The organism is Acidovorax sp. GW821-FHT09A11 (genome assembly GCF_059418365.1).
Genome location: NZ_JBWKPS010000001.1, coordinates 454,212 through 474,972 on the forward strand (window position 1 = coordinate 454,212; position 20,761 = coordinate 474,972).

The following is a 20,761-nucleotide window of genomic DNA, read 5'->3' on the forward strand; positions in this document are numbered from 1 at the left end:
GTCTACATCATGCCGCGACGCGCACGGCCTGGCGTGCCAGCAGCTTCCACTGGCCGCCTTGCTGCTGCCACACGCCCAGGATCTTGATCTGCACCTTGCCGGGCTTGCCCGAGTCATTGGTATCGGCCGTGAGGGTGTGGCGCACGATGGCAGTGTTTCCCACGACCTTGATGGTCTGGTCGGAGATGGCGATGGTGACGAAGTCGGATTTTCCTGCGATCAGGTCGCCGATGAAACTGTCCTTGGTGTCCACGCGGCCCCCCGAATGGCCGTAGCTCAGGTCGTCGGCGACGAGTTGGGCGAGGGCCGTGGGCGTGGGATCGATCATGGCCACGCGCAGTTTTTCCGCAGCCGCGGCCACCGATTGCTCGGACGATGCCGAAGATGCAGCGGGTGCGCTGGCGGCGCAGCCCGTGAGCGCGGCAATGGCCAAGGCGGCGGCCGTGGCGAGAACGATTTGCTTGAACATCTTGTCTGTCTCCGTTGTGGTGTTGGGGATGTGTGTGCGTGCCACGGCTGCACCACGCGCCCGTGCACGGCCAGGCGCGTGGTGGAATGCAACCAAAGAAAAGGGGCCTGGCTTGCCAGGCCCCTCGGCGCGCTTACTGCGGGCCGAGCTTGTCGATGAGCGCCTTGAGCTCTTCCATCTCGCTGGGCTTCAAGTCCGTCAGCGGCGCGCGCACCGGCCCACCGTCATGGCCCACGATCCTGGCGCCCGCCTTGATGATGCTCACGCCATAGCCTTCCACCCGGTTGCGGATGGCCAGGTAGGGCATGAAGAACTCCTTGAGCAGCTTATGCTGGGTGGCCGTGTCGTCTGCCGCCACGGCCTTGTAGAAGTCCATCGCCGTCTTGGGAATGAAGTTGAACACTGCGGACGAATACACCGGCGTGCCCAGCGCCTTGTAGGCCGCCGCATACACCTCGGCCGTGGGCAGGCCGCCCAGGTAGGAGAAGCGGTCACCCATCTTCATGAAGATGGAAGACATGGTCTCGATGTTGCCCACGCCGTCCTTGAAGCCGATAAGGTTGGGGCAGCGGTCGGCCAGGATGGCCAGGGAATCGGCGGTGAGCTTGGTGCGGTCGCGGTTGTAGACGATGACGCCGAACTTCACGCTGTTGCACACGGCGGCCACATGCTCGATCAGGCCCTCCTGGCCGGCTTCGGTCAGGTAGTGGGGCAACAGCAGGATGCCGTGGGCGCCCAGGCGCTCGGCCTCCTGGGCATGGGCGATGGCGGTGCGGGTGGGGCCGCCGGCGCCGGCAATGATGGGCACCTTGCCACGGCAGGTGTCCACGGCGGTCTTGATGACCTGGCCGTACTCGGGGCCCGAGAGCGAGAAATACTCGCCCGTGCCGCCGGCGGCGAACAGGGCGCTGGCGCCATAGGGGGCGAGCCATTCCAGGCGCTCGATGTAGGTCCTGGGGCGGAATTCACCCTGCTCGTCGAAGTCCGTGATGGGGAAGGACAGCAGGCCGGAGCCCATGATGGATTTGAGGTCTTGCGGGGTCATGGTCATTGCAACGAGGGAGAAAGGTGAATGAAACAGGGGGGTGTGAAGTGCTCAGTCGAGCTTGATGTTGGCGGCCTTGACCACGCTGGCCCAGCGCGCACGCTCCTTGACGAAGAACTGGTCCTGCTCGGCGGAGGTCATGGTCACCACCTCGGCGCCCTGGCCGGCCAGGCGCGAGCGGATCTCGGGTGCGCGGATGGCGGTGATGAGGGCCTTGTTGAGCTTTTGCACGACGGCATCGGGCGTGCCGCGTGGCAGCAGCACGCCTTGCCAGGTGCCGGACTCGTAGCCGGCCACGCCCTGCTCGGCAATGGTGGGCACGTCGCCGATCAGGGGCATGCGCGTGGACTTGGACACGCCCAGCACCTTGAGCTTGCCGCTCTGCACCTGGGGCAGGGTGGCCAGCATGCCGTTCATCAGCACCTGGGTCTGGCCGGCGACGGTGTCCTGGATGGCGGTGACGCCGCCCTTGTAGGGGATGTACTGCCAGCGCGCGCCGCTGGCGCGCTCCAGCGCCACGCCAGCCAGGTGGGGAGCGCTGCCGGTGGCCGTGACGGCAAAGTTCAGGTCGTTCTTCTTGGAGTAGGCGACCAGCTCCTTGAGGTTGCTCACGGGCACCGAAGGGTGCACCACCAGCAGGTGGGGCGAGTAGGCCAGCATGGTCACGCCACGCAGGTCCTTGGAGGGGTCGAACGACAGCTTGGTGTAGACCGAGGGGCTGATGGCCAGCGCGCCCACGTCGCACAGCAGCATGGTGTAGCCGTCCGGCTCGGCCTTGGCGACGAAGTCCGCCCCCAGGTTGCCGTTGGCCCCGGGCTTGTTCTCGACGATGACGGTCTGCTTGAGCGCCTCGGACAGCGACTGGCTGATCGAGCGCGCAATGATGTCCGAGCTGCCGCCTGGAGGGTAGGGCACCACGATGCGCAGCGTCTTTGCTGGCCATTCCGCCGTCTGGGCGGTGGCGGAGGCTGCTGCCAGGGCGGCGGTACAGGCCAGGAGGATGGCGCGTCGGTTCAAGGTCATGGAATGTCTCCGTTGCATGGATTGTTGTTAGTCATCGTACAACTAGACGCGATCCAAAACAACCGACCAGCCTGGAAATGTCGGGTTTACCCTTAAAAAATCAGGGTAAGTACCAGGGTTTTGGGAGGCTGTTTCCTTATGGCGACAGGGGCTCGGCGCACCAATCGAGTGTCAAGAAACTTCGGGTAATCCCTTTAGGGTTCCGGGTGGGAGTGGCTCCACAATCGCCTCTTTGTTGTATGACGACATATGACAAAAGACTCCCACCCCGCGCCCGGCAGGCCGTGAAATCGCCCGGCGGGAAACGACCACCATGGCAACGCGAGTGCGCTGTTCCCCAGCCTTCGCCGCCATCTGCCCAAGGAATACGGATGATTGCAGCACTTCGCTCCCGCCGCAGGGCCGCACGGCTGGCGCATGTGGCCGTTGCCGTGGCCGCCGCACTGGCCACGCCGGGCGCCTGGGCCGCTACCTGGGTCTATGTCTCCAACGCGGACAGCCAGGACGTGTCGGTGTTCGAACTGGACCGCAGTGCCGCCGCGCTCAAGCCGGTGGACACCACGCCGCTGGGCGGTATGGCGATGCCCATGGCCGTGAGCCCGGACAAGAAGATGCTGTACGTGGCGCTGCGCTCACAGCCGTTCAGGGTGGTGAACCTGGCGATCGATCCCGCCAGCGGCAAGCTGCGCAAGCTGGGCGAGGCGCCGCTGGCCGACAGCATGGCCAACATCGACACCGATGCCACCGGGCGCTGGCTGTTCGCGGCCTCGTACCCCGGCCACAAGATCACGGTCAACAGCATTGGCAAGGACGGCGCGGTGGGGGCGGTGCAGCAGCTCATTCCCACGGCGCCGAATGCGCATGCCATCCATGCGGATGCCGCCAACCGCCATGTGTTCGCCACCAGCCTGGGCGGAGACAACCTCTCGGCCTGGCGCTTCGATGCCGAGACGGGCAGGCTCAGCGCGCACGAGCCCGCCCTCACCACCGTCGCCCCTGACAAGTCGGGCCCGCGCCACTTCGTGTGGGACAAGGGCCAGCGCTTCATGTATGTGCTCAACGAACTGGACGCCGCCGTGCACGTGCTGGCCTACGACTCGGCGCGGGGCACGCTGCGCCCAGTGCAGCGCGCCACGGCGCTGCCCGCAGGGTTTGCGGGAAAGCCCTGGGCCGCTGACATTCACCTGTCGCCCGACGGCCGCACGCTGTATGCGTCGGAGCGCACTTCCAGCACCCTCAGCAGCTTCCGCGTCGACGCGGTCACGGGCCAGCTGCAGCCGCTGGGCCAGGTGCCCACGGAAAAGTCCCCGCGCGGCTTTGCGGTGGACTCTTCGGGCCGCTTCCTGGTCGCGGCGGGGCAGGAGTCCCACCAGGTGTCGCTGCACCCCATCGACCCTGCCACCGGCGTTCCGGGCACCCCCACGCGCGTGCCAGCGGGCAAGAACCCCAACTGGGTCGAGATCGTTGACCTGCCTTGAGACGGACTGAACCGTGGAAATGCCTGAACGGTTCTTCCATTCGGTCCCGCCATCCACCATCCACAAACCAGGAGACCCTTCATGCAACGCAGAACCCTCATCCACACAGCGGCCCTGGCTGCCGCCGTGGGCCTCATCGGCCTGCCCACCGCCGCCCAGGGCACCTGGCCCACGGGCAAGCCCATCAGCTACGTGGTGCCGTTTGCCGCTGGCGGCACCACCGACACGCTCGGCCGCCTGATCGGCCAGCAACTGGGCACCGCCCTGGGGACCACCGTGGTGGTCGAGAACAAGGGTGGCGCGGCCGGCAGCATCGGCTCGGAAGCCGCGGCGCGCGCCGCGCCCGACGGCTACACGCTGCTGGGCGGCACCGTCAGCTCCCACGCCATCAACGTCAGCCTGTACCCGAAGCTGGGCTACGACCCCATCAAGTCGTTCAGCCCCGTGACGCTGATCGGCACCAATCCGGTGGTGCTGGTGGTGTCGGCCAACAGCCCGCACAAGACGCTCAAGGACGTGCTGGCCGCCGCCAAGGGCAAGGAGGGCGGCCTGTCGTCGGCCTCCGCCGGCACCGGCAGCTCGCAGCACCTGGCCGTGGAACTGCTGGCCTACAAGTCGGGCGTGAAGTTCACGCACATCCCGTACAAGGGCAGCGGCCCCGCCATCCAGGACGTGATCAGCGGCCAGGTCGACATGATGTTCGACACCACCGTGGTCGCCGCCCCGCACATCCAGAGCGGCAAGCTGCGCGCCATCGCGGTGACCTCGCCCAAGCGCCTGGCCTCCATGCCCGACGTGCCCACGGTGGCCGAATCGGGCGTGAATGGCCTGGCGGACTTCCAGGTGCAGTCGTGGCAGGCGATCTTCGTGCCGGCCGGCACGCCCGCGCCCACCGTCACGCGCCTGCACGACGAGATCCGCAAGATCCTGGCCCAGCCCGACATGCAAAACCGCCTGAAGGGCTTTGGCATGGAGCCGGCCGACATGACCACCGCCCAGATCGCCAGCTTCCAGAAGGCCGAGGTGGACAAGTGGGCCCAGGTGATCAAGGCCGCCAACATCAAGGTGGACTGAGCCACCCGCTGTTTCGGCGATCTCCCTGCAAGCAGTTCGCGGAAGGGTCTTTGGACCGTTCCGCTTTTTTCATGGGGCGACGGCGGATGGGGCCGCACCGGAGCGCCGGGCCAGCACGTAGTCGGGATGCTGCCCCGTGAGCAGCAGGAACATCGCGTAGACGGGCCCCTGCATGTTGCGCTCGTCGGTGGTGCTCTCCAGCGCCTGCCAGGTGCGCGACTGCACGCCCCCCCGGCTGCCGGTCTGCAGCGGATAGCCCATCAATTCCGCGGCCTGGGCCTGGCTGAGCCCGGCAGCGGCGCGGCTGGCCTTGAGCTGGTCGCCGGTGGGCGCGGGCATGTCGAGTGGGATGGGGGTGCTGGTGGTCATGGAGCTGCGGCCTGGAATGTATGTTGCTATTAAATTTATAGCTTGATGCGCAATGCAAACCTGCGCGAGGGCCTATTTTTATCCATGTGGGGCCAGGCGGCGCTGCCGGTTGCCTTCCCCGGGCCTTGGACTGGCCGTCCACCGCGTGCCACGTGCTGGCCGCCGTGCCGGGGCCGGGCAGGGCGGTGTGTGCGCCTGTTGCCCAAGGCCGTGCGCGAGCGGTGGATCGACGCGCTCTCAGGCCGTTGCCACCTCGTGCGCCAGCATCTGCGCGAAGTAGGACTCGGGCGTGATGTTGGTGTAGTTGGGGATGTCCACCGTCAGTTGCGCCGCCGTTTGCCTGGCTGCGGCCTGGGCCTGCTTCAGGTCGCTGAAGAACGCGTTGGTCAGCGCCACCACCTGGCCGGGGCGGGGCTCGCCGGGGTAGAGCACGCGGTCGCTCTCGAGCCGCACCAGGCCCAGGGGCTGAAGCGCCGCGCGGGCGATGCGCATGTGTTCGCCGTGGTAGTAGTCGTGGTTGAACGTGGCGCCTTCGCGCCAGCGGTACACCGCCGTGACCTTGATCATCGGATCGTCTCCTTCGGTTGGCCAGGCCACCATGGCCCGTGCAGGGCTGCAACGGTAGAACGTGCGCGGGCCGCGCACAGCCGCCTGGGCGACAGGCCGGTGCCGTGCTGTCGCGTGGGTGGCAGGCAGCCCGGCTGGCTGGCTGGGCGGCGAGGCAGTGGCTGTCAGTCTTCTTCCGATTCGCCCAGGAATCCGCCGCTCTGGTGCCCCCACAGGCGTGCATACACGCCGCCCTGGCCCAGCAGCTGCGCGTGCGTGCCTTCTTCCACGATGCGGCCCGCGTCCATCACGATGAGGCGGTCCATGGCCGCGATGGTGGACAGGCGGTGCGCAATCGCGATCACGGTCTTGCCCTGCATCAGGCTGTCCAGGCTTTGCTGGATGGCGGCCTCCACCTCGGAGTCGAGCGCGCTGGTGGCTTCGTCGAGCAGCAGGATGGGCGCGTCCTTGAGCATCACCCGCGCGATCGCGACCCGCTGGCGCTGGCCGCCCGACAGCTTCACGCCGCGTTCGCCCACATGCGCCTCGTAGCCCGTGCGGCCTTGCAGGTCGGTCAGCGTGGCGATGAAGTCCGCCGCCTCGGCGCGCTCGGCCGCCTTGTGCAGGTCGGCCTCGCTCGCGTCGGGGCGGCCGTACAGGATGTTGTCGCGCATGGAGCGGTGCAGCAGCGAGGTGTCCTGCGTCACCATGCCGATGGAGCGGCGCAGGCTGTCCTGCGTGACGTGGGCGATGTCCTGGCCATCGATGAGGATGCGGCCCGAGCTGACGTCGTGAAAGCGCAGCAGCAGGTTCACCAGCGTGGACTTGCCGGCGCCCGAACGGCCGATGAGCCCGATCTTCTCGCCCGGCCGGATGACCAGGTTCAGCCCGTCGATCACGGGCCGGCCGTTGCCATAGGCAAAGCTCATGTTGTCAAAGCGCACCTCGCCCTGGGTCACGGCGAGTGGCTGGGCATCGGGTGCATCCACCACCGTGCGCGGCCTGGTCAGCGTGTTGATGCCGTCCTGGATGGTGCCCACGCTCTCGAACAGGGTGGTCATCTCCCACATCACCCAGTGCGCGTGGCCCGACACGCGCAGCGTCATGGCGGTGACGGCGGCCACGGCGCCCGCGCCCACCTCGCCGAGCGACCACAGCCACAGCGCCGTGCCGCACGCACCCAGGATCATGACCACCACCAGGATGTGATTCACGATCTCGAAGAGGCTCACCAGGCGCATCTGCGCGTAGCCGGTGAGCTTGAAGGCGTCCATGGCCGCGCGCGCGAATTCGGATTCGCGGCGCGTGTGCGAGAACAGCTTGACGGTGGCGATGTTGGTGTAGGCATCGGTGATGCGCCCGGTCATCACCGAGCGCGCATCGGCCTGGGCCTTGCCCACCTTGCCCAGGCGCGGCACGAAATACCAGCAAGCCAGCCCGTAGGCCACCATCCAGGCGGCGAACGGGGCCAGCAGCCGCACGTCAAACCCGGCCAGCAGCACGAGGATGGTGACGAGGTAGACGCCCATGCCGATCACCACGTCGGTGGTGGTGAAGATCATGTCGCGCACGGCCAGCGCGGTCTGCATGATCTTGGTGGTGATGCGGCCCGCGAACTCGTCGGCATAGAAGGCCATGCTCTGGCCCAGCATCAGGCGGTGGAAGTTCCAGCGCAGGCGCAGCGGGAAGTTGATGGCCAGCACCTGGTGCTTGATGGCCGTCTGCAGCGCCACCAGGCCCACGGAGCCCAGCAGCAGCGCGGTGATGCCGAGGATGGAGGCCTTGTGCTGCGTCCACAGCGCACCGGGTGCGACGGTGGAGAGCCAGTCGACCACATGGCCGAGCACGGCGAACAGCAGGGCTTCGTACACCGCGATGGCGGCGGACAGCCCCGCCATCGTGGCGACGTAGCCACGCAGGCCACGCGTGCCATCCCAGACGAAGGCCATGAAGTCCTTCGGGGGCAGGTGGGGTTCGGCGGGGGGATAGGGGGGAAGGCGGTTTTCGAAAAACTTGAACACGTAGCGCGGCTCCTCTTCGCCCGATGGTAGAGGACCGGGGCGCGGCGCGCGCGCCGGCGGGCCCTTGTCCGCAACCCAAGTAGGTGAACCGGCGGCCGGGGCCTGCGGCTATGCGCCCGCCCACTGCCGCCACAGCAGCAGCACGCCCGAGCACAGCACCACCCCGTGGACCACGCGCAGAAATTGTTCGCGCGACAGGCGCAGCGTGATGCGCCGCCCGATGGCCGTGCCCAGCAGCATGGCCGGCACCAGCGCGGCCGCCAGCACCAGCATCGGCGCCTGCGCGTACACACCCGCCAGCAGGAACAGCACCGCGCGGGTCAGCGTGCTCAGCCCGATCAGGGTGGACTGCGTGACGCGGATACGGTCCTTGTCGTCCAGCCGCCCCGCCAGGTAGATGGCATAGAGAAAACCGCCGCTTCCAAAGAGGGCCGAGAAGATGCCGCCGATGAAGCCAAAGGGGAGGGCCGCGCGCGGGGGCAGCGCCGACCGGGGCTTGTGGCCGCTCAGCGCATGGAGCGCATAGCCCGTGGCGAATGCGCCCAGGGCCCACTGCAGTGCATCGGGCCTCCCCCAGAGCAGCAGCGCGGCCCCCGCGAGGCTGCCCGCGGCCAGGAACGGGACCAGGCGGCCCAGCTCGGCGCTGTCAGCCGCATGGCGGTCGCGTGCGATGTTGGTGGCGGCGGCGAAAAAATCGAGCAGCGCCAGCAGCGGCACGATGGTCGCGACGGGGATGAAGTGGGCCAGCACCGGCCCGGCCACCAGGGCGGTGCCGAAACCGGCCATGCCGAAGATCACGTAGGCGGCGGTCACCCCCGCGCAGATGAGGGCCAGTTGCCACGGCTGGACGGCGGGCAGAAAGTCGGCAAGGGTGGAGAGCGGCATGGTGGCGGGGGCAACAGGCACGGTGGACGAATGCGATGCACTCTACCGGCGGTCCCCCTGCACATCCAATACCGAATGGGGCGGGTATCTATCTCGAAATCAGCTGGGTTCAGCCCGCAGGCGGGTGGGAGCCGGGGGCCTGTGGCAGCGGGGCGAAGCTGCGCACCATGGCATCCGCGAACTGCTGCACCAGGGGCGCTGCGTCCTGGCGCCACAAGACCAGCACCGCCGTGCGGTGACCCGTGCTCCCGGCCAGTGGGCGCACGGGCACACCCGGCGGTGCCCATGCCGCCAGCGATTCGGGCATCACCGCCACGCCAAAACCTCCCTGCACCAGGGCCAGCTGCGACCATTTGCGCGAGCGTACCCGCGCGCTGCGCGGCTCGAACCCGGCCGCCCGGCACAGCTGGGCCACGTGGTGGCTGAGGCCGCCCCGGTCCAGGTGGGGCGTGGCCACGAAGGACTCCCCGCGCAAGTCGCCCAGTGCGATCTCGGGCGCTTGCGCCAGTGCATGGCCGGGGGGCAGGGCCACCACCAGCCCCTCGGTGTACAGCGGCTCATAGTGCATGCCGGGGTAGCGGCGCAGCACCGGCGCGCGCGCCAGGCCCATGTCGGCGCGCGCCTGGGCGATGTCGGGGGCCTGGTGCTCGGACGAGGATTGCGATACCTCGACCGACACCCCCGGGTGCTGCGCCAGATGGCGGCGCAGAAAGGACTGCAGCGCGGGCGTGAGCGGCACCGAGCTGGCATGCAGCAGGTGCACCGTGCCCTCGATGCCGCGCTGCGCATCGCGCGCGTTGACGGCGGCCTGCTGCAGGTCGGCGAGGATGCGGCGCGCGTCGGCATACAGCGACCGCCCCGCGGGGGTGGCCTGCAGGTGCCGCGTGCCGCGCTCGAGCAGGGGTACCTGCAGCGCCTGTTCCATGTCCTTGACCTGGCGGCTCAGCGCCGACTGGGCGATGAACAGCCGCTCGGCCGCCAGGCTGAAGCTGCCCGCGTCCACGATGTCCACGAAGTAGCGCAGCTGCTTGTGCGTGAGCATGGGCAGGAAGCGGCGGCGCGCCGTCAGGCCAGCAGGGTGACGACGATCGTGACCACGCCCAGCGCCAGATTGACGCCCACCCAGCTGCGGATGCTGGCGAGGGCCTGGCCGCCGGCAGGCCAGTCCGAGGCGGCCACCGCACGCTGCAGGCGCCTGAACAGCGCGAAGCGGATGTGGCCGAAGATGGCCATCATCACCAGGCCCAGGGTGGCCATGACGGTCCAGTCCAGCGGCATGGAAAACGAGCCGCCGGCCTGCACCGCCTGCCTGGCCACGCGGCCGATCATCCACAGCCCGCTGGCCAGCACGACCACGACGGCCACCGACACCGCCGCGAGAAAGCGCTGGAGCACGTCGTGCATCAGCCGCACGCGCTGCGCGGGCTCCAGCGACTGCGCGGCGGGGCGCAGGAAGAAATGCGCGAACACCATGCCTCCTATCCACACCACGATGGACAGGACATGGGCGAGCTTGAGGGCGTTGTAGAGCATGGGGGCGGGGCCGTAGGCCGTGGGTGAAGGGCGCGGGTGCGAAAGGCGCATTGTGCAGCGACATCGCCGCCAGCCGCCGGGGGGTGTGGCGCAGCGGCTTGCCGGGCGGTGGCTAGTGCCCCGCCCGGTGGCCCCGGGCCGGGCGCAGGCTTCGCACGGCGCGCAGCAGGGCCGGCCCCGCCAGGGCGAGCGCGAGCAGCCCCCAGGTGGCCAGGTAGCACCAGCTGGCTGGGCCTTCGCGGCCCATGCTTTCGATGCCGGTCGTGCGCTCCAGCCACGACCAGAACGGAAAGGCTGCGAACGTGAGGACCATCGCCACCGGCAAGGCCAGCACGGCAAGGCCCAGCCGCTTCAGCAACTGCAGGGCCGCCGCGCGGCGGCGGGGCGTGGGCGCGGCGCGGGTGTCGCCGGGGCGTGGGGCGTGGGGCGTGGGGCGTGCATGGCGGTCCGGTGGTGCGGGCGGCCCAGGTCGCTAAGGGCCCCTGTCCGCGCGGGGCTGCGGCGCAAGCCGCACCTGGTTGCCCCCGTTTTTCTTCGAGAGGTACATGGCGGCGTCGGCGTGGCCCAGCAGGTGGTGCACCTCGCTGCCGTGCTCGGGGTGCAGGGCCACCCCGATGCTGGGGTGGATCGCCAGCCTCGTGCCCTCCAGGTCGAAGGCCTGGCCGAATGCCGCCAGGATCTTTTCGGCCACCGCCGTGGTGTGCCCTTGCGCGGGGCCATGCTCGAGCAGCACCACGAACTCGTCGCCGCCCAGGCGGGCCACGGTGTCGGAGCCGCGCACGCATTCCAGCAGCCGCTGCGCCACCCGCTGCAGCAGCAGGTCGCCCATGGCATGGCCCAGGGTGTCGTTCACGTCCTTGAAATGGTCCAGGTCGATGAACAGCAGCGACAGCTGGCCCTGGTCCCGCCGGGCGCGGGCGAGGGCGGTCTTCAGTCGGTCCAGGAACAGCTGGCGGTTGGGCAGGTGCGTGAGCTGGTCGTACTGCGCCATGTGCTCCAGGCGCTCGTGCATCTGCTGGCGTTCGATGGCGGCCGCGACCTGGGTGGAGACGAACTGCAGGAGCTCCTTGTCCTTGTCGGTGTAGCGGTACTGCCCGGTATGGCTTTGCAGCACCAGCGCGCCGATGGCGCCCTGCGGTGTCTGCAGCGGCACGCCCAGCCAGTACAGCGGAAGGTGTTCGTGCGGCACCTCCACGGGCAGCCCGGCCCGTGTGGTGGGCGTGAGCAGCAGGGTGCTGCCGTTGCGGATGACCTCGGCGCACAGCGAATCGCGCACCAGCGCCATGGGGGCGGGCATGGGCAGCCCGTCGCTCACGTGGTAGGGAAAGCTCAGAGCGCCGTTCTCGCGGTCGTACAGCGCCACCGAAAAATCGGTGGCGGGCAGCAGCTGCCCGACGGTGTGGTGGATGCGCCCGAACAGCGTATCCAGGTTGGGCGCTGTCTGCGCCGCTTCGGAGATCGCGTAGATCGCCCCGCGCATGGACTCGGTGAACTTGCGTTCGGTGATGTCGTGGGCCACGGCCAGCCGCAGCTGCCGGTCGGGCAGCCAGCGCGCCGTCCAGCGGATGTGCGCGACGGTGCCGTCCTTGCGCACATAGCGGTTCTCGAACTGAAGCTGCAGATGGCCCTCGGTCACGCTGCGCGCCTGGCGCTCGGTGGCCTCGAGGTCTTCGGGGTGGACCATGTCCAGCATGCGCCGCCCCACCACCTCCTGGGGCGCATAGCCAAAGATGCGCTCGAAGGCAGGGCTCACGAACACGATCCGGCTGTCGGCTTGCACGATGCAGACGGCATCCAGCAGCAGGTCTACGATGTTCGCGGAAGAAATGCTTTGCATTGGCAGGGCGCGCACAAGGTACGGAAAACCCATTGTGCAGCGCGGCCCGCGGCTGTGCCGTGGCGTGTGCGTAAAACGCTACGCCGTCGCGCGCTGGCTTGACGCCCGCGGATTGGCCGCACCGCGTGGCGTCAGGCCGTTTGATTGCTATTGAATATGTAGCTGCTTGCGCTTTTACAGCAAGCGCCAGGACTGCTTTTTATTGGTATTTGCGCTCCAGCGCATCCCATTCGGGCTTGCGCACCAGGCGCTGGCGTTCGGCAAAGGGCGCGGCCAGGGCGGGGTCTTCGTCGATGCGCCGGGTTTCGCGCAGCACCGCCAGCGCCTTCTGCATGCCGGCCACGGCACCTTGCAGCACGGCATTGGCGTACAGCACGATGCCGTAGCCCAGGCCCGCCAGTTCCTCGGCGCTGACGATGGGGGTCTTGCCGCCGATCACCATGTTCATGAGCTGGGGCCTGTCGGCCAGGCGCCGGGGCAGGGTGCGGATTTGCTCGGCCGTGGTCACGGCCTCCACGAACAGGATGTCGGCGCCGGCCTCGCCGTAGCGCTGCGCGCGCTCCACGGCGGCTTCGAAGCCCTGGGTGGCGCAGGCGTCGGTGCGGGCCAGGATCAGGGTGTCCGGGTCGCGGCGCGCGTCCACCGCCGCCCGGATCTTGCCCAGCATCTCCTCGGTGGAGATGACCTCCTTGCCGTTGAAATGCCCGCAGCGCTTGGGGCTGACCTGGTCTTCGAGCTGGATGCAGTCGGCGCCCGCGCGCTCCAGCGTGCGCACCGCATGGTAGGTATTGAGCGCGTTCCCGAAGCCGGTGTCGGCGTCCACGATGAGCGGCAGCTCCACCGCGTCGCGGATGCGCGCCGTGTGGTCGGCGATGTCCGTGAGGCCCATGAAGCCCTGGTCCGGCAGGCCGAACCACATGTTGGTGACGCCCGCGCCGGTGACGTAGAGGGCCTCGAAGCCCAGGTCGGCCACGACGCGGGCGGAGAGGGCGTTGAACGCGCCGGGCACGAGGATGCCGCGGCGGGCTTCGGCCAGGGACTTGAGTCGCTGCTTGGTGTTCATCATTTTCTTCTTCGCTGTTGATTCAATGGCGGCACGCAGGCGTGCCGCACTTTTCCTGAAACCGCGCCGCCGCTCAGGGGGCGGGCACCCTGACCCAGCCTTCCATGAGGATGCGGGCGCTGCGGCTCATCACGGCCTTGGTGACCTGCCACCGGCCGTCGACCTGTGCGGCCTCGGCGCCCACGCGCAGCGTGCCGGACGGGTGGCCGAAGCGCACCGCACCGCGCGGGCCGCCGCCCGCCGCGAGGTTGACCAGCGTGCCCGGGATGGCGGCGGCGGTGCCGATGGCCACGGCCGCCGTGCCCATCATGGCGTGGTGCAGCTGGCCCATGGAGAGCGCCCGCACGAGCAGGTCCACGTCCTGCGCCTCGACGCGCCTGCCACTGGAGGCCGTGTAGCCGGCGGGCGGTGCCACGAAGGCGATCTTGGGCGTGTGCTGGCGCGTGGCGGCCTCGGCCAGCTCCCGGATCAGGCCCATCCTCAGCGCGCCGTGCGCGCGGATGGCCTCGAAGCGCGCGAGCGCCTGCGCGTCGCCGTTGACGGCGGCCTGCAGCTCGGTGCCGGTGCAGCCGATGTCCCGGGCATCGAGGAAGATGGTCGGTATGCCCGCGTTGATCAGCGTGGCCTGGAAGCTGCCGACGCCCGGCACGTCCAGGCGGTCGACCAGGTTGCCGGTGGGGAACATCGCGCCGCCGTCCTCGCCCTCGTCCGCCGGGTCGAGGAATTCAAGCTGTACCTCGGCGGCCGCGAAGGTCACGCCGTCCAGCTCGAATTCGCCCGTCTCCTGCACCTGCCCGGCGGCCATCGGCACGTGCGCCACGATGGTCTTGCCGATGTTGGCCTGCCAGATGCGCACGGCGGCGGCGCCGTCGCGCGGCACGCGCGCCGCATCGACCAGCCCCATGTGGATGGCGCAGGGCCCCACGGCGGCCGAGAGGTTGCCGCAGTTGCCGCTCCAGTCCACGAAGGGCTGGTCGATGGAGACCTGGCCGAACAGGTAGTCCACGTCATGGCCGGGGCGCGTGCTGCGGCTGAGGATCACGGCCTTGCTGGTGCTCGACGAGGCATTGCCCAGGCCGTCGATCTGCTTGCCATAGGGGTCGGGGCTGCCCAGCACGCGCAGCAGCAGCGCGTCGCGCGCGGCGCCGGGCTGCCGGGCCGCCTCGGGCAGGTCCTGCAACTGGAAAAAAACGCCCTTGCTGGTGCCGCCTCGCAGGTAGGTGGCGGGGATCCGGATCTGTGGCGCAAAGAGTGTCGTCATGTCGGATTTTTCAAATTTGATAGCGGCCAGCGCTTGTCATGACTGCGCCAGGGGCTGTTTTTGCTTGACATTCTGGGCCAGGAAGTCCTGGGCGAAGCGCTGCAGCACGCCGCCCGCTTCGTACACGGAGACTTCCTCGGCGGTGTCCAGGCGGCAGGCCATGGGCACGTTCACCACCTCGCCATTCTTGCGCCGGATGACGAGCATGAGCGTGGCGCGTGGCTGCGGCTGGCCTTGCACGTCGTAGGTTTCGGTGCCGTCGAGCCCCAGGGTCCGCCGCGTGGTGCCGTCCTTGAACTCCAGCGGCAGCACGCCCATGCCGATCAGGTTGGTGCGGTGGATGCGCTCGAAGCCCTCGGCCACCACGGTTTCGACGCCCGCCAGGCGCACGCCCTTGGCGGCCCAGTCGCGGCTGGAGCCCTGGCCGTAATCGGCGCCGGCGATGATGATCAGCGGCTGGCGGCGGTGCAGGTAGGTTTCGATGGCCTCCCACATGCGCATGACCTGGCCTTCGGGCTCCACCCGGGCGAGCGAGCCCTTGCGGACCTGGCCATCCACCACGGCCATCTCGTTGACGAGCTGCGGGTTGGCGAACGTGGCGCGCATGGCGGTGAGGTGGTCGCCGCGGTGGGTGGCGTAGGAGTTGAAGTCCTCCTCGGGCAGGCCCATGCTGTGCAGGTACTCTCCGGCCGCGCTGTCGGGCAGGATGGCGTTGGAGGGCGAGAGGTGGTCGGTGGTGATGTTGTCCGGCAGGAGGGCCAGCGCCCGCATGCCCTTCAAGGTGCGCGGGTTCGCGGCCAGCGCGCCCACGCCTTCGGTGTCCCAGTAGGGCGGGCGGCGGATGTAGGTGGACTGCGCCCGCCAGCCGTACTGCGGCGATACGCGCTGGCCGTCGTCGTGCCGGATGGCGAACATCGGTTCGTACACGGCGCGGTACTGTGCGGGCTTCACGGCGGCCTTCACGACGGCGTCGATTTCCTCGTCGGCGGGCCAGATGTCCCTCAGGCGCACGGGCTTGCCGTCCACCACCGTGAGCACGTCGTTCTCGATGTCGAACCGCACCGTGCCCGCGATCGCATAGGCCACGACCAGCGGCGGCGAGGCCAGGAACGCCTGCCGGGCATAGGGGTGGATGCGCCCGTCGAAGTTGCGGTTGCCCGAGAGCACGGCGGCCGTGTGGAGGCCGCGGCCGATGATCTCCTGCTGGATGGCCGGATCGAGCGCACCGCTCATGCCGTTGCAGGTGGTGCAGGCGAAGGCCACGATGCCGAAGCCCAGCTTTTCGAGGTCCTGCAGCAGGCCGGCTTCCTTCAGGTACAGCTCCACGGCCCTGGAGCCGGGGGCCAGCGAGGTCTTGACCCAGGGCTTGCGCGCCAGGCCCAGCCGGTTCGCATTGCGGGCGAGCAGGGCGGCGGCGATCACGTTGCGCGGGTTGGAGGTGTTGGTGCAGCTCGTGATGGCCGCGATGATCACGGCGCCGTCGGGCATCGTGCCTTCTTCCGGCGTGGGCATGCGCCAGGCGCCCGCGATGCCCTTGGCCGCCAGATCGGCGGTGGCCACGCGCGCATGCGGGTTCGACGGGCCCGCCAGGTTGCGCACCACGCTGGACAGGTCGAACTCCAGATGGCGTTCGTACACGGCCTCCCTGAGCGAGTCCGACCACAGGCCGGCGTGCTTCGCGTAGGTCTCGACCAGCCTGACCTGCTCCGCCGCGCGGCCCGTGAGGGTCAGGTACTCCAGCGTCTGCGCGTCGATGCTGAACATGGCGGCGGTGGCGCCGTATTCGGGGGCCATGTTCGAGATGGTCGCGCGGTCGCCAATGGTCAGCCTGGCCGCGCCTTCGCCATGAAACTCCAGGTAGGCACCCACCACCCTGGACTTGCGCAGGAACTCGGTCAGGGCCAGCACCACGTCGGTGGCGGTGATGCCGTCCTGGCGCTGGCCGGTGAGCTTGACGCCCACGATCTCGGGCAGGCGCATCCAGCTGGCGCGGCCCAGCATCACGTTCTCGGCCTCCAGGCCGCCCACGCCGATGGCGACCACGCCCAGGGCATCCACGTGCGGCGTGTGGCTGTCGGTGCCCACGCAGGTGTCGGGATAGGCCACGCCGTTGTCCGCATGGACCACGGGCGACATTTTCTCCAAGTTGATCTGGTGCATGATGCCGTTGCCCGCGGGGATGACCTGGACGTTGGAAAACGCTTTTTTCGTCCACTCGATGAAGTGGAACCGGTCCTCGTTGCGGCGGTCCTCGATGGCGCGGTTCTTTTCGAATGCATGGGGGTCGAAGCCGCCGCACTCCACGGCCAGCGAGTGGTCCACGATGAGCTGCACGGGCACCACGGGGTTCACCTGGGCCGGGTCGCCGCCCTGGGCCGCGATGGCGTCGCGCAGGCCCGCCAGGTCCACCAGCGCGGTCTGCCCGAGGATGTCGTGGCAGGCCACGCGTGCCGGAAACCACGGAAAGTCGCGTTCGCGCCTGCGTTCGATGATCTGCACCAGGCACTCGCCGACGATGGCAGGGTCGGCCCGGCGCACGATGTTCTCGGCGTGCACGCGCGCGGTGTAGGGCAGGCGGTTCCAGGCGCCGGGCTGCAGCGCCTCGACGGCTTCGCGGGCGTCGAAATAGTCCAGATCGGTACCGGGCAGGTTCTTGCGGAAGAGGGTGTTCATGGCGTGGGGCGGGCGCGGACGGTGGCACCGTCCGTCGCCGTTGGGGGGCGAATTTACTTGCGGTCCTGAATGGGCACGAACTGCAGGTCGTCCGGGCCGGTGTAGTGCGCGCTCGGGCGGATGATCTTGTTGTCGATGCGCTGCTCGATGATGTGCGCCGCCCAGCCGCTGGTGCGCGCGATGACGAACAGCGGCGTGAACATCGCGGTGGGCACGCCCATCATGTGGTAGCTCACGGCGCTGAACCAGTCGAGGTTGGGAAACATCTTCTTGGCCTCCCACATCACCGACTCCAGCCGCTCGGCGATGTCGAACATCTTGGTGCTGCCGGCCTCCTCGGAGAGCTGGCGCGCCACGCGCTTGATGACCTCGTTGCGCGGGTCGCTCACGGTGTAGACCGGGTGGCCGAAACCGATCACCACCTCCTTGGCCTCCACCCGGCGGCGGATGTCGGACTCGGCCTCGTCGGCGTTGTCGTAGCGCTTCTGGATCTCGAAGGCCACCTCGTTGGCGCCGCCGTGCTTGGGCCCGCGCAGCGCGCCGATGGCGCCGGTGACGCACGAGTACATGTCGCTGCCGGTGCCGGCCACCACGCGCGCGGTGAAGGTGGAAGCGTTGAACTCGTGCTCCGCGTACAGGTTCAGCGAGGTGTGCATGGCGCGCTCCCACGCGGCGGGCGGCTTTTGGCCGTGCAGCAGGTGCAGGAAGTGCGCGCCGATGGAGTCGTCGTCCGTCTCCACCTCGATGCGCTTGCCCTGGGTGGACCAGTGGTACCAGTACAGCAGCATCGAGCCGAGCGATGCCATCAGCCGGTCGGCGATGTCGCGCGCGCCGGGCGTGTGGTGCCCGTCCTTCTCGGGCAGCACGCAGCCCAGGGCCGACACGCCTGTGCGCATCACGTCCATGGGGTGGCTGCTGGCGGGCAGCTGCTCCAGCGCCTCCTTCACATTGGCCGGCAGGCCGCGCAGCGCTTTCAGGCGTGCCTTGTAGCCGCGCAGTTCGGCGGCGGTGGGCAGCTTGCCGTGCACCAGCAGGTGGGCGATCTCCTCGAACTCGCAGACATCGGCGATGTCCAGGATGTCGTAGCCACGGTAGTGCAGGTCGTTGCCCGTGCGGCCCACGGTGCACAGCGCCGTATTGCCGGCGGTCACGCCCGACAGGGCGACGGATTTCTTGGGCCTGAAGCCCGCGGGTGCGCTGGTGCTCGGGGTTGCGGTATCGCTCATGGTGTCTCCATCGGGGAAAAAGGGGTGGGGCGGCCCGTGGCGTCCACGGCCACCATTTCAAACGTGCCGCACAGGGCGGGCAGGTGCCGCCCCGAGGCCAGGTCATGTGCCGCGCCTTCGACCTGCACGGTCATCGAGCTGGCGCCGGTGCGCACCACGCGGGCCTGGAGTTCCAGCGCCTGCCCCTGGGGCACGGGCGCCAGAAAGTCCACGCCGCCGCAGCGCGCCATCACCACGGCGCTGCGCGCATGCCGGCTGGCCGTGACGAAAGCGGCCTGGCCCATGAGCAGCAGCGCCTGGCCGCCAAACAGGGTGCCGTAGTGGTTGGTGCGCCCGGGGAACACCATTTCGGTGAACGCCTGGGTGCCGGGGGGCTGGTGCGGGTGGGTCGCTTGGTGCATGATTCGCAATGTACGCACCCGGGATTCGCGGCACCACCCCTGAATCGGCGAATGATTGCGAAGTATTTCTGGATGATTTGCAAATATTGCGAATATTCGTCTTCTTGACCCCTGGACCTTGCGATGAGAAAAACCTTCATGGGCGTGCGCCTGCGCCGCCTGCGCGAAGAACGCGGCATGACGCAGGTCGCGCTGGCACGCGCGCTGGACCTGTCGGCCAGCTACCTCAACCAGCTGGAGCAGAACCAGCGGCCCCTCACGGTGCCGGTGCTGCTCAAGATCAACGCGGTGTTCGGCGTGGATGTGCAGCGCTTTTCGGACGACGACGAGGCGCGCCTCATCACGGGCCTGCGCGAGGTGCTGGCCGACCTCCCCGCGGGCCTGGGCGGGGAGGGGGCGGGCGATGCCGTCTCGCTGGCCGAAATCCGGGAGCTGGCCGCCGGGATGCCCGCCGTGGCCCGCACCTTGCTGGCATTGCACCAGCGCCACCGGCAGGCCCTGGAGCGGCTGGAAGCCCTGGGCGCGCTCAATGCGCAGTGGGGCCTGGGCGACGAGCGCGGCATGCCGCCGCTGCAAGGCCATCCCCCCATGGCATACGAAGAGGTGCGCGACTTTTTCTTTGCCCGGCAGAACCATATTGCCGAGCTGGACGACGCGGCGGAGCAGTGCGCCGCCGATTGGTCGCTGCAGCCCGGGCGCTCGGACGAGGGCCTGGCGGAGCGGCTGCTGGCCGCCCATGGCGTGCGGGTGGGCAGCGCGGCGGATGCGCTGCCGGGCAACGCGCAGCGCGTCTTCGAGCCCGGGACGCGGGTGCTGAAGCTCGCCGCGGGGCTGGAGCCGGGCCAGCGCGCCTTCCAGATGGCGACGCAGCTGGCGTTCCTGGAGCAGGGGCCGCTGCTGCGGCGCATCGCCGACGGCGCGGGACTGTCCGGCGACCAGGCCCGGGCGCTGGCGCGCATCGGCCTGGCGAACTACTTTGCGGGGGCCCTGGTGCTGCCGTACACGGCCTTCCTGCGCGCGGCCGAAGCCGTGCGCTACGACCTGGACCGGCTGGGCCACCAGTTCGGCGTGGGATTCGAGACGGTGTGCCACCGCTTGTCCACCCTGCAGCGGCCCAGCGCGCGCGGGGTGCCGTTCTTCTTCGTGCGGGTGGACCGGGCGGGCAACATCTCCAAGCGCCAGTCGGCGACGCACTTTCACTTCAGCAAGATCGGGGGCACCTGCCCGCTGTGGAACGTGTACGAGGCGTTTGCCCAGCCCGGGCGCATCGTGCCCCAGCTGGCGCGCATGCCCGACGGCCGCGCCTACCTGTGGGTGGCGCGCACGGTCTCGCGCGGCGGCGGCGGCTGGGGGGCGCCGGGCAAGGAGTTCTCGGTGGCGCTGGGCTGCGATGTCCGCCACGCGCCGCAGCTGGTGTATTCGCAGGGACTGGATCTCGCGAACCCGTACGGGGGCGTGCCCATCGGCATGGGCTGCAAGGTGTGCGAGCGCGACGCCTGCCCGCAGCGCGCGTTTCCTCCCATTGGCCGGGCGCTGGACGTGAACGAGAACTGGAGCCGGTTCGCGCCGTACCCCGTGGCCGACAGCCGCACGGGGCCGGCGTCCTGACGCAGGTTATGAAATGTGCTCATCAATTCATAGCTGCTGGCGCATGAGGGTGTTGCGCTGACGGCACTTTCCACCAAATAACTCATTGGTAACCAGTTGTTCTGCCGCAGGTTGCTCCAAAGGGCTGCGGATTGCCGCTATCCTGCGCCTTGCGGCCGGGCCCTGGCGCGGCCAACGACCCACCGCAACACCACCCACCACCACGGCCCAGACGCTGTTCTGATTCTGCATGCCCACCCGTTTCCTGCC

20 protein-coding genes are annotated in these 20,761 nt (G+C 68.9%); 3 read left to right on the forward strand and 17 right to left on the reverse strand.

What is annotated here, in order from left to right:
• Window positions 1-7: 7 nt before the first annotated feature.
• The 3 genes from AC07PV_RS02135 to AC07PV_RS02145 form a co-directional block, all read right to left on the reverse strand.
• Complete coding sequence (locus tag AC07PV_RS02135; protein ID WP_492246475.1) at window positions 8-469, reverse strand: nuclear transport factor 2 family protein; 462 nt, start codon at window positions 467-469, stop codon at window positions 8-10.
• 133 nt (window positions 470-602) lie between these two features.
• Window positions 603-1,514 carry a 5-dehydro-4-deoxyglucarate dehydratase gene (kdgD, locus tag AC07PV_RS02140; RefSeq protein WP_218339050.1) on the reverse strand — a complete coding sequence of 304 codons (912 nt, stop codon included), beginning with the start codon at window positions 1,512-1,514 and terminating at the stop codon, window positions 603-605.
• A gap of 51 nt (window positions 1,515-1,565) precedes the next feature.
• Complete coding sequence (locus AC07PV_RS02145; RefSeq protein ID WP_218294926.1) at window positions 1,566-2,537, reverse strand: Bug family tripartite tricarboxylate transporter substrate binding protein; 972 nt, start codon at window positions 2,535-2,537, stop codon at window positions 1,566-1,568.
• Between the two features lie 371 nt (window positions 2,538-2,908).
• On the opposite strand from AC07PV_RS02145, the gene AC07PV_RS02150 reads away from it, so the two are divergent.
• Both AC07PV_RS02150 and AC07PV_RS02155 read left to right on the forward strand, forming a co-directional pair.
• Window positions 2,909-4,015 carry a lactonase family protein gene (locus AC07PV_RS02150; RefSeq protein ID WP_218338530.1) on the forward strand — a complete coding sequence of 369 codons (1,107 nt, stop codon included), beginning with the start codon at window positions 2,909-2,911 and terminating at the stop codon, window positions 4,013-4,015.
• Window positions 4,016-4,096: 81 nt separating this feature from the next.
• The gene (locus AC07PV_RS02155; protein WP_218338531.1) at window positions 4,097-5,089 is read left to right on the forward strand and encodes a Bug family tripartite tricarboxylate transporter substrate binding protein; all 993 of its coding nucleotides are present in this window, start codon (window positions 4,097-4,099) and stop codon (window positions 5,087-5,089) included.
• A 69-nt stretch (window positions 5,090-5,158) separates the two neighbouring features.
• Here the strand turns inward: AC07PV_RS02155 and AC07PV_RS02160 are convergent, their stop codons facing one another.
• From AC07PV_RS02160 to AC07PV_RS02220, 13 genes are all read right to left on the reverse strand, one after another.
• On the reverse strand, window positions 5,159-5,458 hold the full coding sequence (locus AC07PV_RS02160) for a helix-turn-helix domain-containing protein (protein WP_218294929.1): 300 nt from the start codon (window positions 5,456-5,458) through the stop codon (window positions 5,159-5,161).
• 237 nt (window positions 5,459-5,695) lie between these two features.
• Window positions 5,696-6,025, reverse strand: coding sequence for an EthD family reductase (locus AC07PV_RS02165; RefSeq protein WP_218338532.1), 330 nt, complete (start codon window positions 6,023-6,025; stop codon window positions 5,696-5,698).
• A gap of 164 nt (window positions 6,026-6,189) precedes the next feature.
• A complete protein-coding gene (locus AC07PV_RS02170; protein WP_218338533.1) occupies window positions 6,190-8,025 on the reverse strand; it encodes an ABC transporter ATP-binding protein in 1,836 nt (611 codons plus the stop codon).
• 108 nt (window positions 8,026-8,133) lie between these two features.
• Window positions 8,134-8,931, reverse strand: coding sequence for a sulfite exporter TauE/SafE family protein (locus tag AC07PV_RS02175; RefSeq protein WP_370627704.1), 798 nt, complete (start codon window positions 8,929-8,931; stop codon window positions 8,134-8,136).
• Window positions 8,932-9,019: 88 nt separating this feature from the next.
• Window positions 9,020-9,952, reverse strand: coding sequence for a LysR family transcriptional regulator (locus tag AC07PV_RS02180; RefSeq protein WP_218338534.1), 933 nt, complete (start codon window positions 9,950-9,952; stop codon window positions 9,020-9,022).
• A gap of 23 nt (window positions 9,953-9,975) precedes the next feature.
• Window positions 9,976-10,443 (reverse strand): CopD family protein, encoded by a 468-nt coding sequence (locus tag AC07PV_RS02185; RefSeq protein WP_218294934.1) that lies wholly within the window; start codon window positions 10,441-10,443, stop codon window positions 9,976-9,978.
• A 112-nt stretch (window positions 10,444-10,555) separates the two neighbouring features.
• Complete coding sequence (locus tag AC07PV_RS02190; protein WP_494629249.1) at window positions 10,556-10,801, reverse strand: hypothetical protein; 246 nt, start codon at window positions 10,799-10,801, stop codon at window positions 10,556-10,558.
• A 114-nt stretch (window positions 10,802-10,915) separates the two neighbouring features.
• Window positions 10,916-12,280: a sensor domain-containing protein gene (locus AC07PV_RS02195; RefSeq protein ID WP_218294936.1), complete on the reverse strand. Its 1,365-nt coding sequence runs from the start codon at window positions 12,278-12,280 to the stop codon at window positions 10,916-10,918.
• Window positions 12,281-12,479: 199 nt separating this feature from the next.
• Complete coding sequence (locus AC07PV_RS02200; RefSeq protein WP_494629250.1) at window positions 12,480-13,343, reverse strand: isocitrate lyase/PEP mutase family protein; 864 nt, start codon at window positions 13,341-13,343, stop codon at window positions 12,480-12,482.
• A 73-nt stretch (window positions 13,344-13,416) separates the two neighbouring features.
• Window positions 13,417-14,604: a 2-methylaconitate cis-trans isomerase PrpF gene (gene prpF, locus AC07PV_RS02205; RefSeq protein WP_494629251.1), complete on the reverse strand. Its 1,188-nt coding sequence runs from the start codon at window positions 14,602-14,604 to the stop codon at window positions 13,417-13,419.
• Window positions 14,605-14,640: 36 nt separating this feature from the next.
• The gene (gene acnD, locus AC07PV_RS02210) at window positions 14,641-17,277 is read right to left on the reverse strand and encodes a Fe/S-dependent 2-methylisocitrate dehydratase AcnD (RefSeq protein ID WP_494629253.1); all 2,637 of its coding nucleotides are present in this window, start codon (window positions 17,275-17,277) and stop codon (window positions 14,641-14,643) included.
• Window positions 17,278-17,330: 53 nt separating this feature from the next.
• Window positions 17,331-18,503: a bifunctional 2-methylcitrate synthase/citrate synthase gene (prpC, locus tag AC07PV_RS02215; RefSeq protein WP_494595671.1), complete on the reverse strand. Its 1,173-nt coding sequence runs from the start codon at window positions 18,501-18,503 to the stop codon at window positions 17,331-17,333.
• Window positions 18,500-18,904 (reverse strand): acyl-CoA thioesterase, encoded by a 405-nt coding sequence (locus AC07PV_RS02220; RefSeq protein WP_218338539.1) that lies wholly within the window; start codon window positions 18,902-18,904, stop codon window positions 18,500-18,502. The genes prpC and AC07PV_RS02220 overlap by 4 nt, the downstream gene beginning before the upstream one ends.
• A gap of 123 nt (window positions 18,905-19,027) precedes the next feature.
• On the opposite strand from AC07PV_RS02220, the gene AC07PV_RS02225 reads away from it, so the two are divergent.
• Window positions 19,028-20,512, forward strand: coding sequence for a short-chain fatty acyl-CoA regulator family protein (locus AC07PV_RS02225; RefSeq protein ID WP_218338540.1), 1,485 nt, complete (start codon window positions 19,028-19,030; stop codon window positions 20,510-20,512).
• Window positions 20,513-20,539: 27 nt separating this feature from the next.
• Here AC07PV_RS02225 and AC07PV_RS02230 read toward each other — a convergent pair whose 3' ends face one another.
• The gene (locus tag AC07PV_RS02230) at window positions 20,540-20,743 is read right to left on the reverse strand and encodes a hypothetical protein (RefSeq protein WP_218294943.1); all 204 of its coding nucleotides are present in this window, start codon (window positions 20,741-20,743) and stop codon (window positions 20,540-20,542) included.
• Between the last annotated feature and the right edge of the window lie 18 nt (window positions 20,744-20,761).

Excerpts from the sequence above, each read along its gene's own strand:
- AC07PV_RS02135 (WP_492246475.1), bottom strand. The coding sequence starts at position 469 with ATGTTCAAGCAAATCGTTCTCGCCACGGCCGCCGCCTTGGCCATTGCC.
- kdgD (WP_218339050.1), bottom strand. The coding sequence starts at position 1,514 with ATGACCCCGCAAGACCTCAAATCCATCATGGGCTCCGGCCTGCTGTCC.
- AC07PV_RS02145 (WP_218294926.1), bottom strand. The coding sequence starts at position 2,537 with ATGACCTTGAACCGACGCGCCATCCTCCTGGCCTGTACCGCCGCCCTG.
- AC07PV_RS02150 (WP_218338530.1), top strand. The coding sequence starts at position 2,909 with ATGATTGCAGCACTTCGCTCCCGCCGCAGGGCCGCACGGCTGGCGCAT.
- AC07PV_RS02155 (WP_218338531.1), top strand. The coding sequence starts at position 4,097 with ATGCAACGCAGAACCCTCATCCACACAGCGGCCCTGGCTGCCGCCGTG.
- AC07PV_RS02160 (WP_218294929.1), bottom strand. The coding sequence starts at position 5,458 with ATGACCACCAGCACCCCCATCCCACTCGACATGCCCGCGCCCACCGGC.
- AC07PV_RS02165 (WP_218338532.1), bottom strand. The coding sequence starts at position 6,025 with ATGATCAAGGTCACGGCGGTGTACCGCTGGCGCGAAGGCGCCACGTTC.
- AC07PV_RS02180 (WP_218338534.1), bottom strand. The coding sequence starts at position 9,952 with ATGCTCACGCACAAGCAGCTGCGCTACTTCGTGGACATCGTGGACGCG.
- AC07PV_RS02185 (WP_218294934.1), bottom strand. The coding sequence starts at position 10,443 with ATGCTCTACAACGCCCTCAAGCTCGCCCATGTCCTGTCCATCGTGGTG.
- AC07PV_RS02195 (WP_218294936.1), bottom strand. The coding sequence starts at position 12,280 with ATGCAAAGCATTTCTTCCGCGAACATCGTAGACCTGCTGCTGGATGCC.
- AC07PV_RS02200 (WP_494629250.1), bottom strand. The coding sequence starts at position 13,343 with ATGAACACCAAGCAGCGACTCAAGTCCCTGGCCGAAGCCCGCCGCGGC.
- prpF (WP_494629251.1), bottom strand. The coding sequence starts at position 14,604 with ATGACGACACTCTTTGCGCCACAGATCCGGATCCCCGCCACCTACCTG.
- acnD (WP_494629253.1), bottom strand. The coding sequence starts at position 17,277 with ATGAACACCCTCTTCCGCAAGAACCTGCCCGGTACCGATCTGGACTAT.
- prpC (WP_494595671.1), bottom strand. The coding sequence starts at position 18,503 with ATGAGCGATACCGCAACCCCGAGCACCAGCGCACCCGCGGGCTTCAGG.
- AC07PV_RS02220 (WP_218338539.1), bottom strand. The coding sequence starts at position 18,904 with ATGCACCAAGCGACCCACCCGCACCAGCCCCCCGGCACCCAGGCGTTC.
- AC07PV_RS02225 (WP_218338540.1), top strand. The coding sequence starts at position 19,028 with ATGAGAAAAACCTTCATGGGCGTGCGCCTGCGCCGCCTGCGCGAAGAA.
- AC07PV_RS02230 (WP_218294943.1), bottom strand. The coding sequence starts at position 20,743 with ATGCAGAATCAGAACAGCGTCTGGGCCGTGGTGGTGGGTGGTGTTGCG.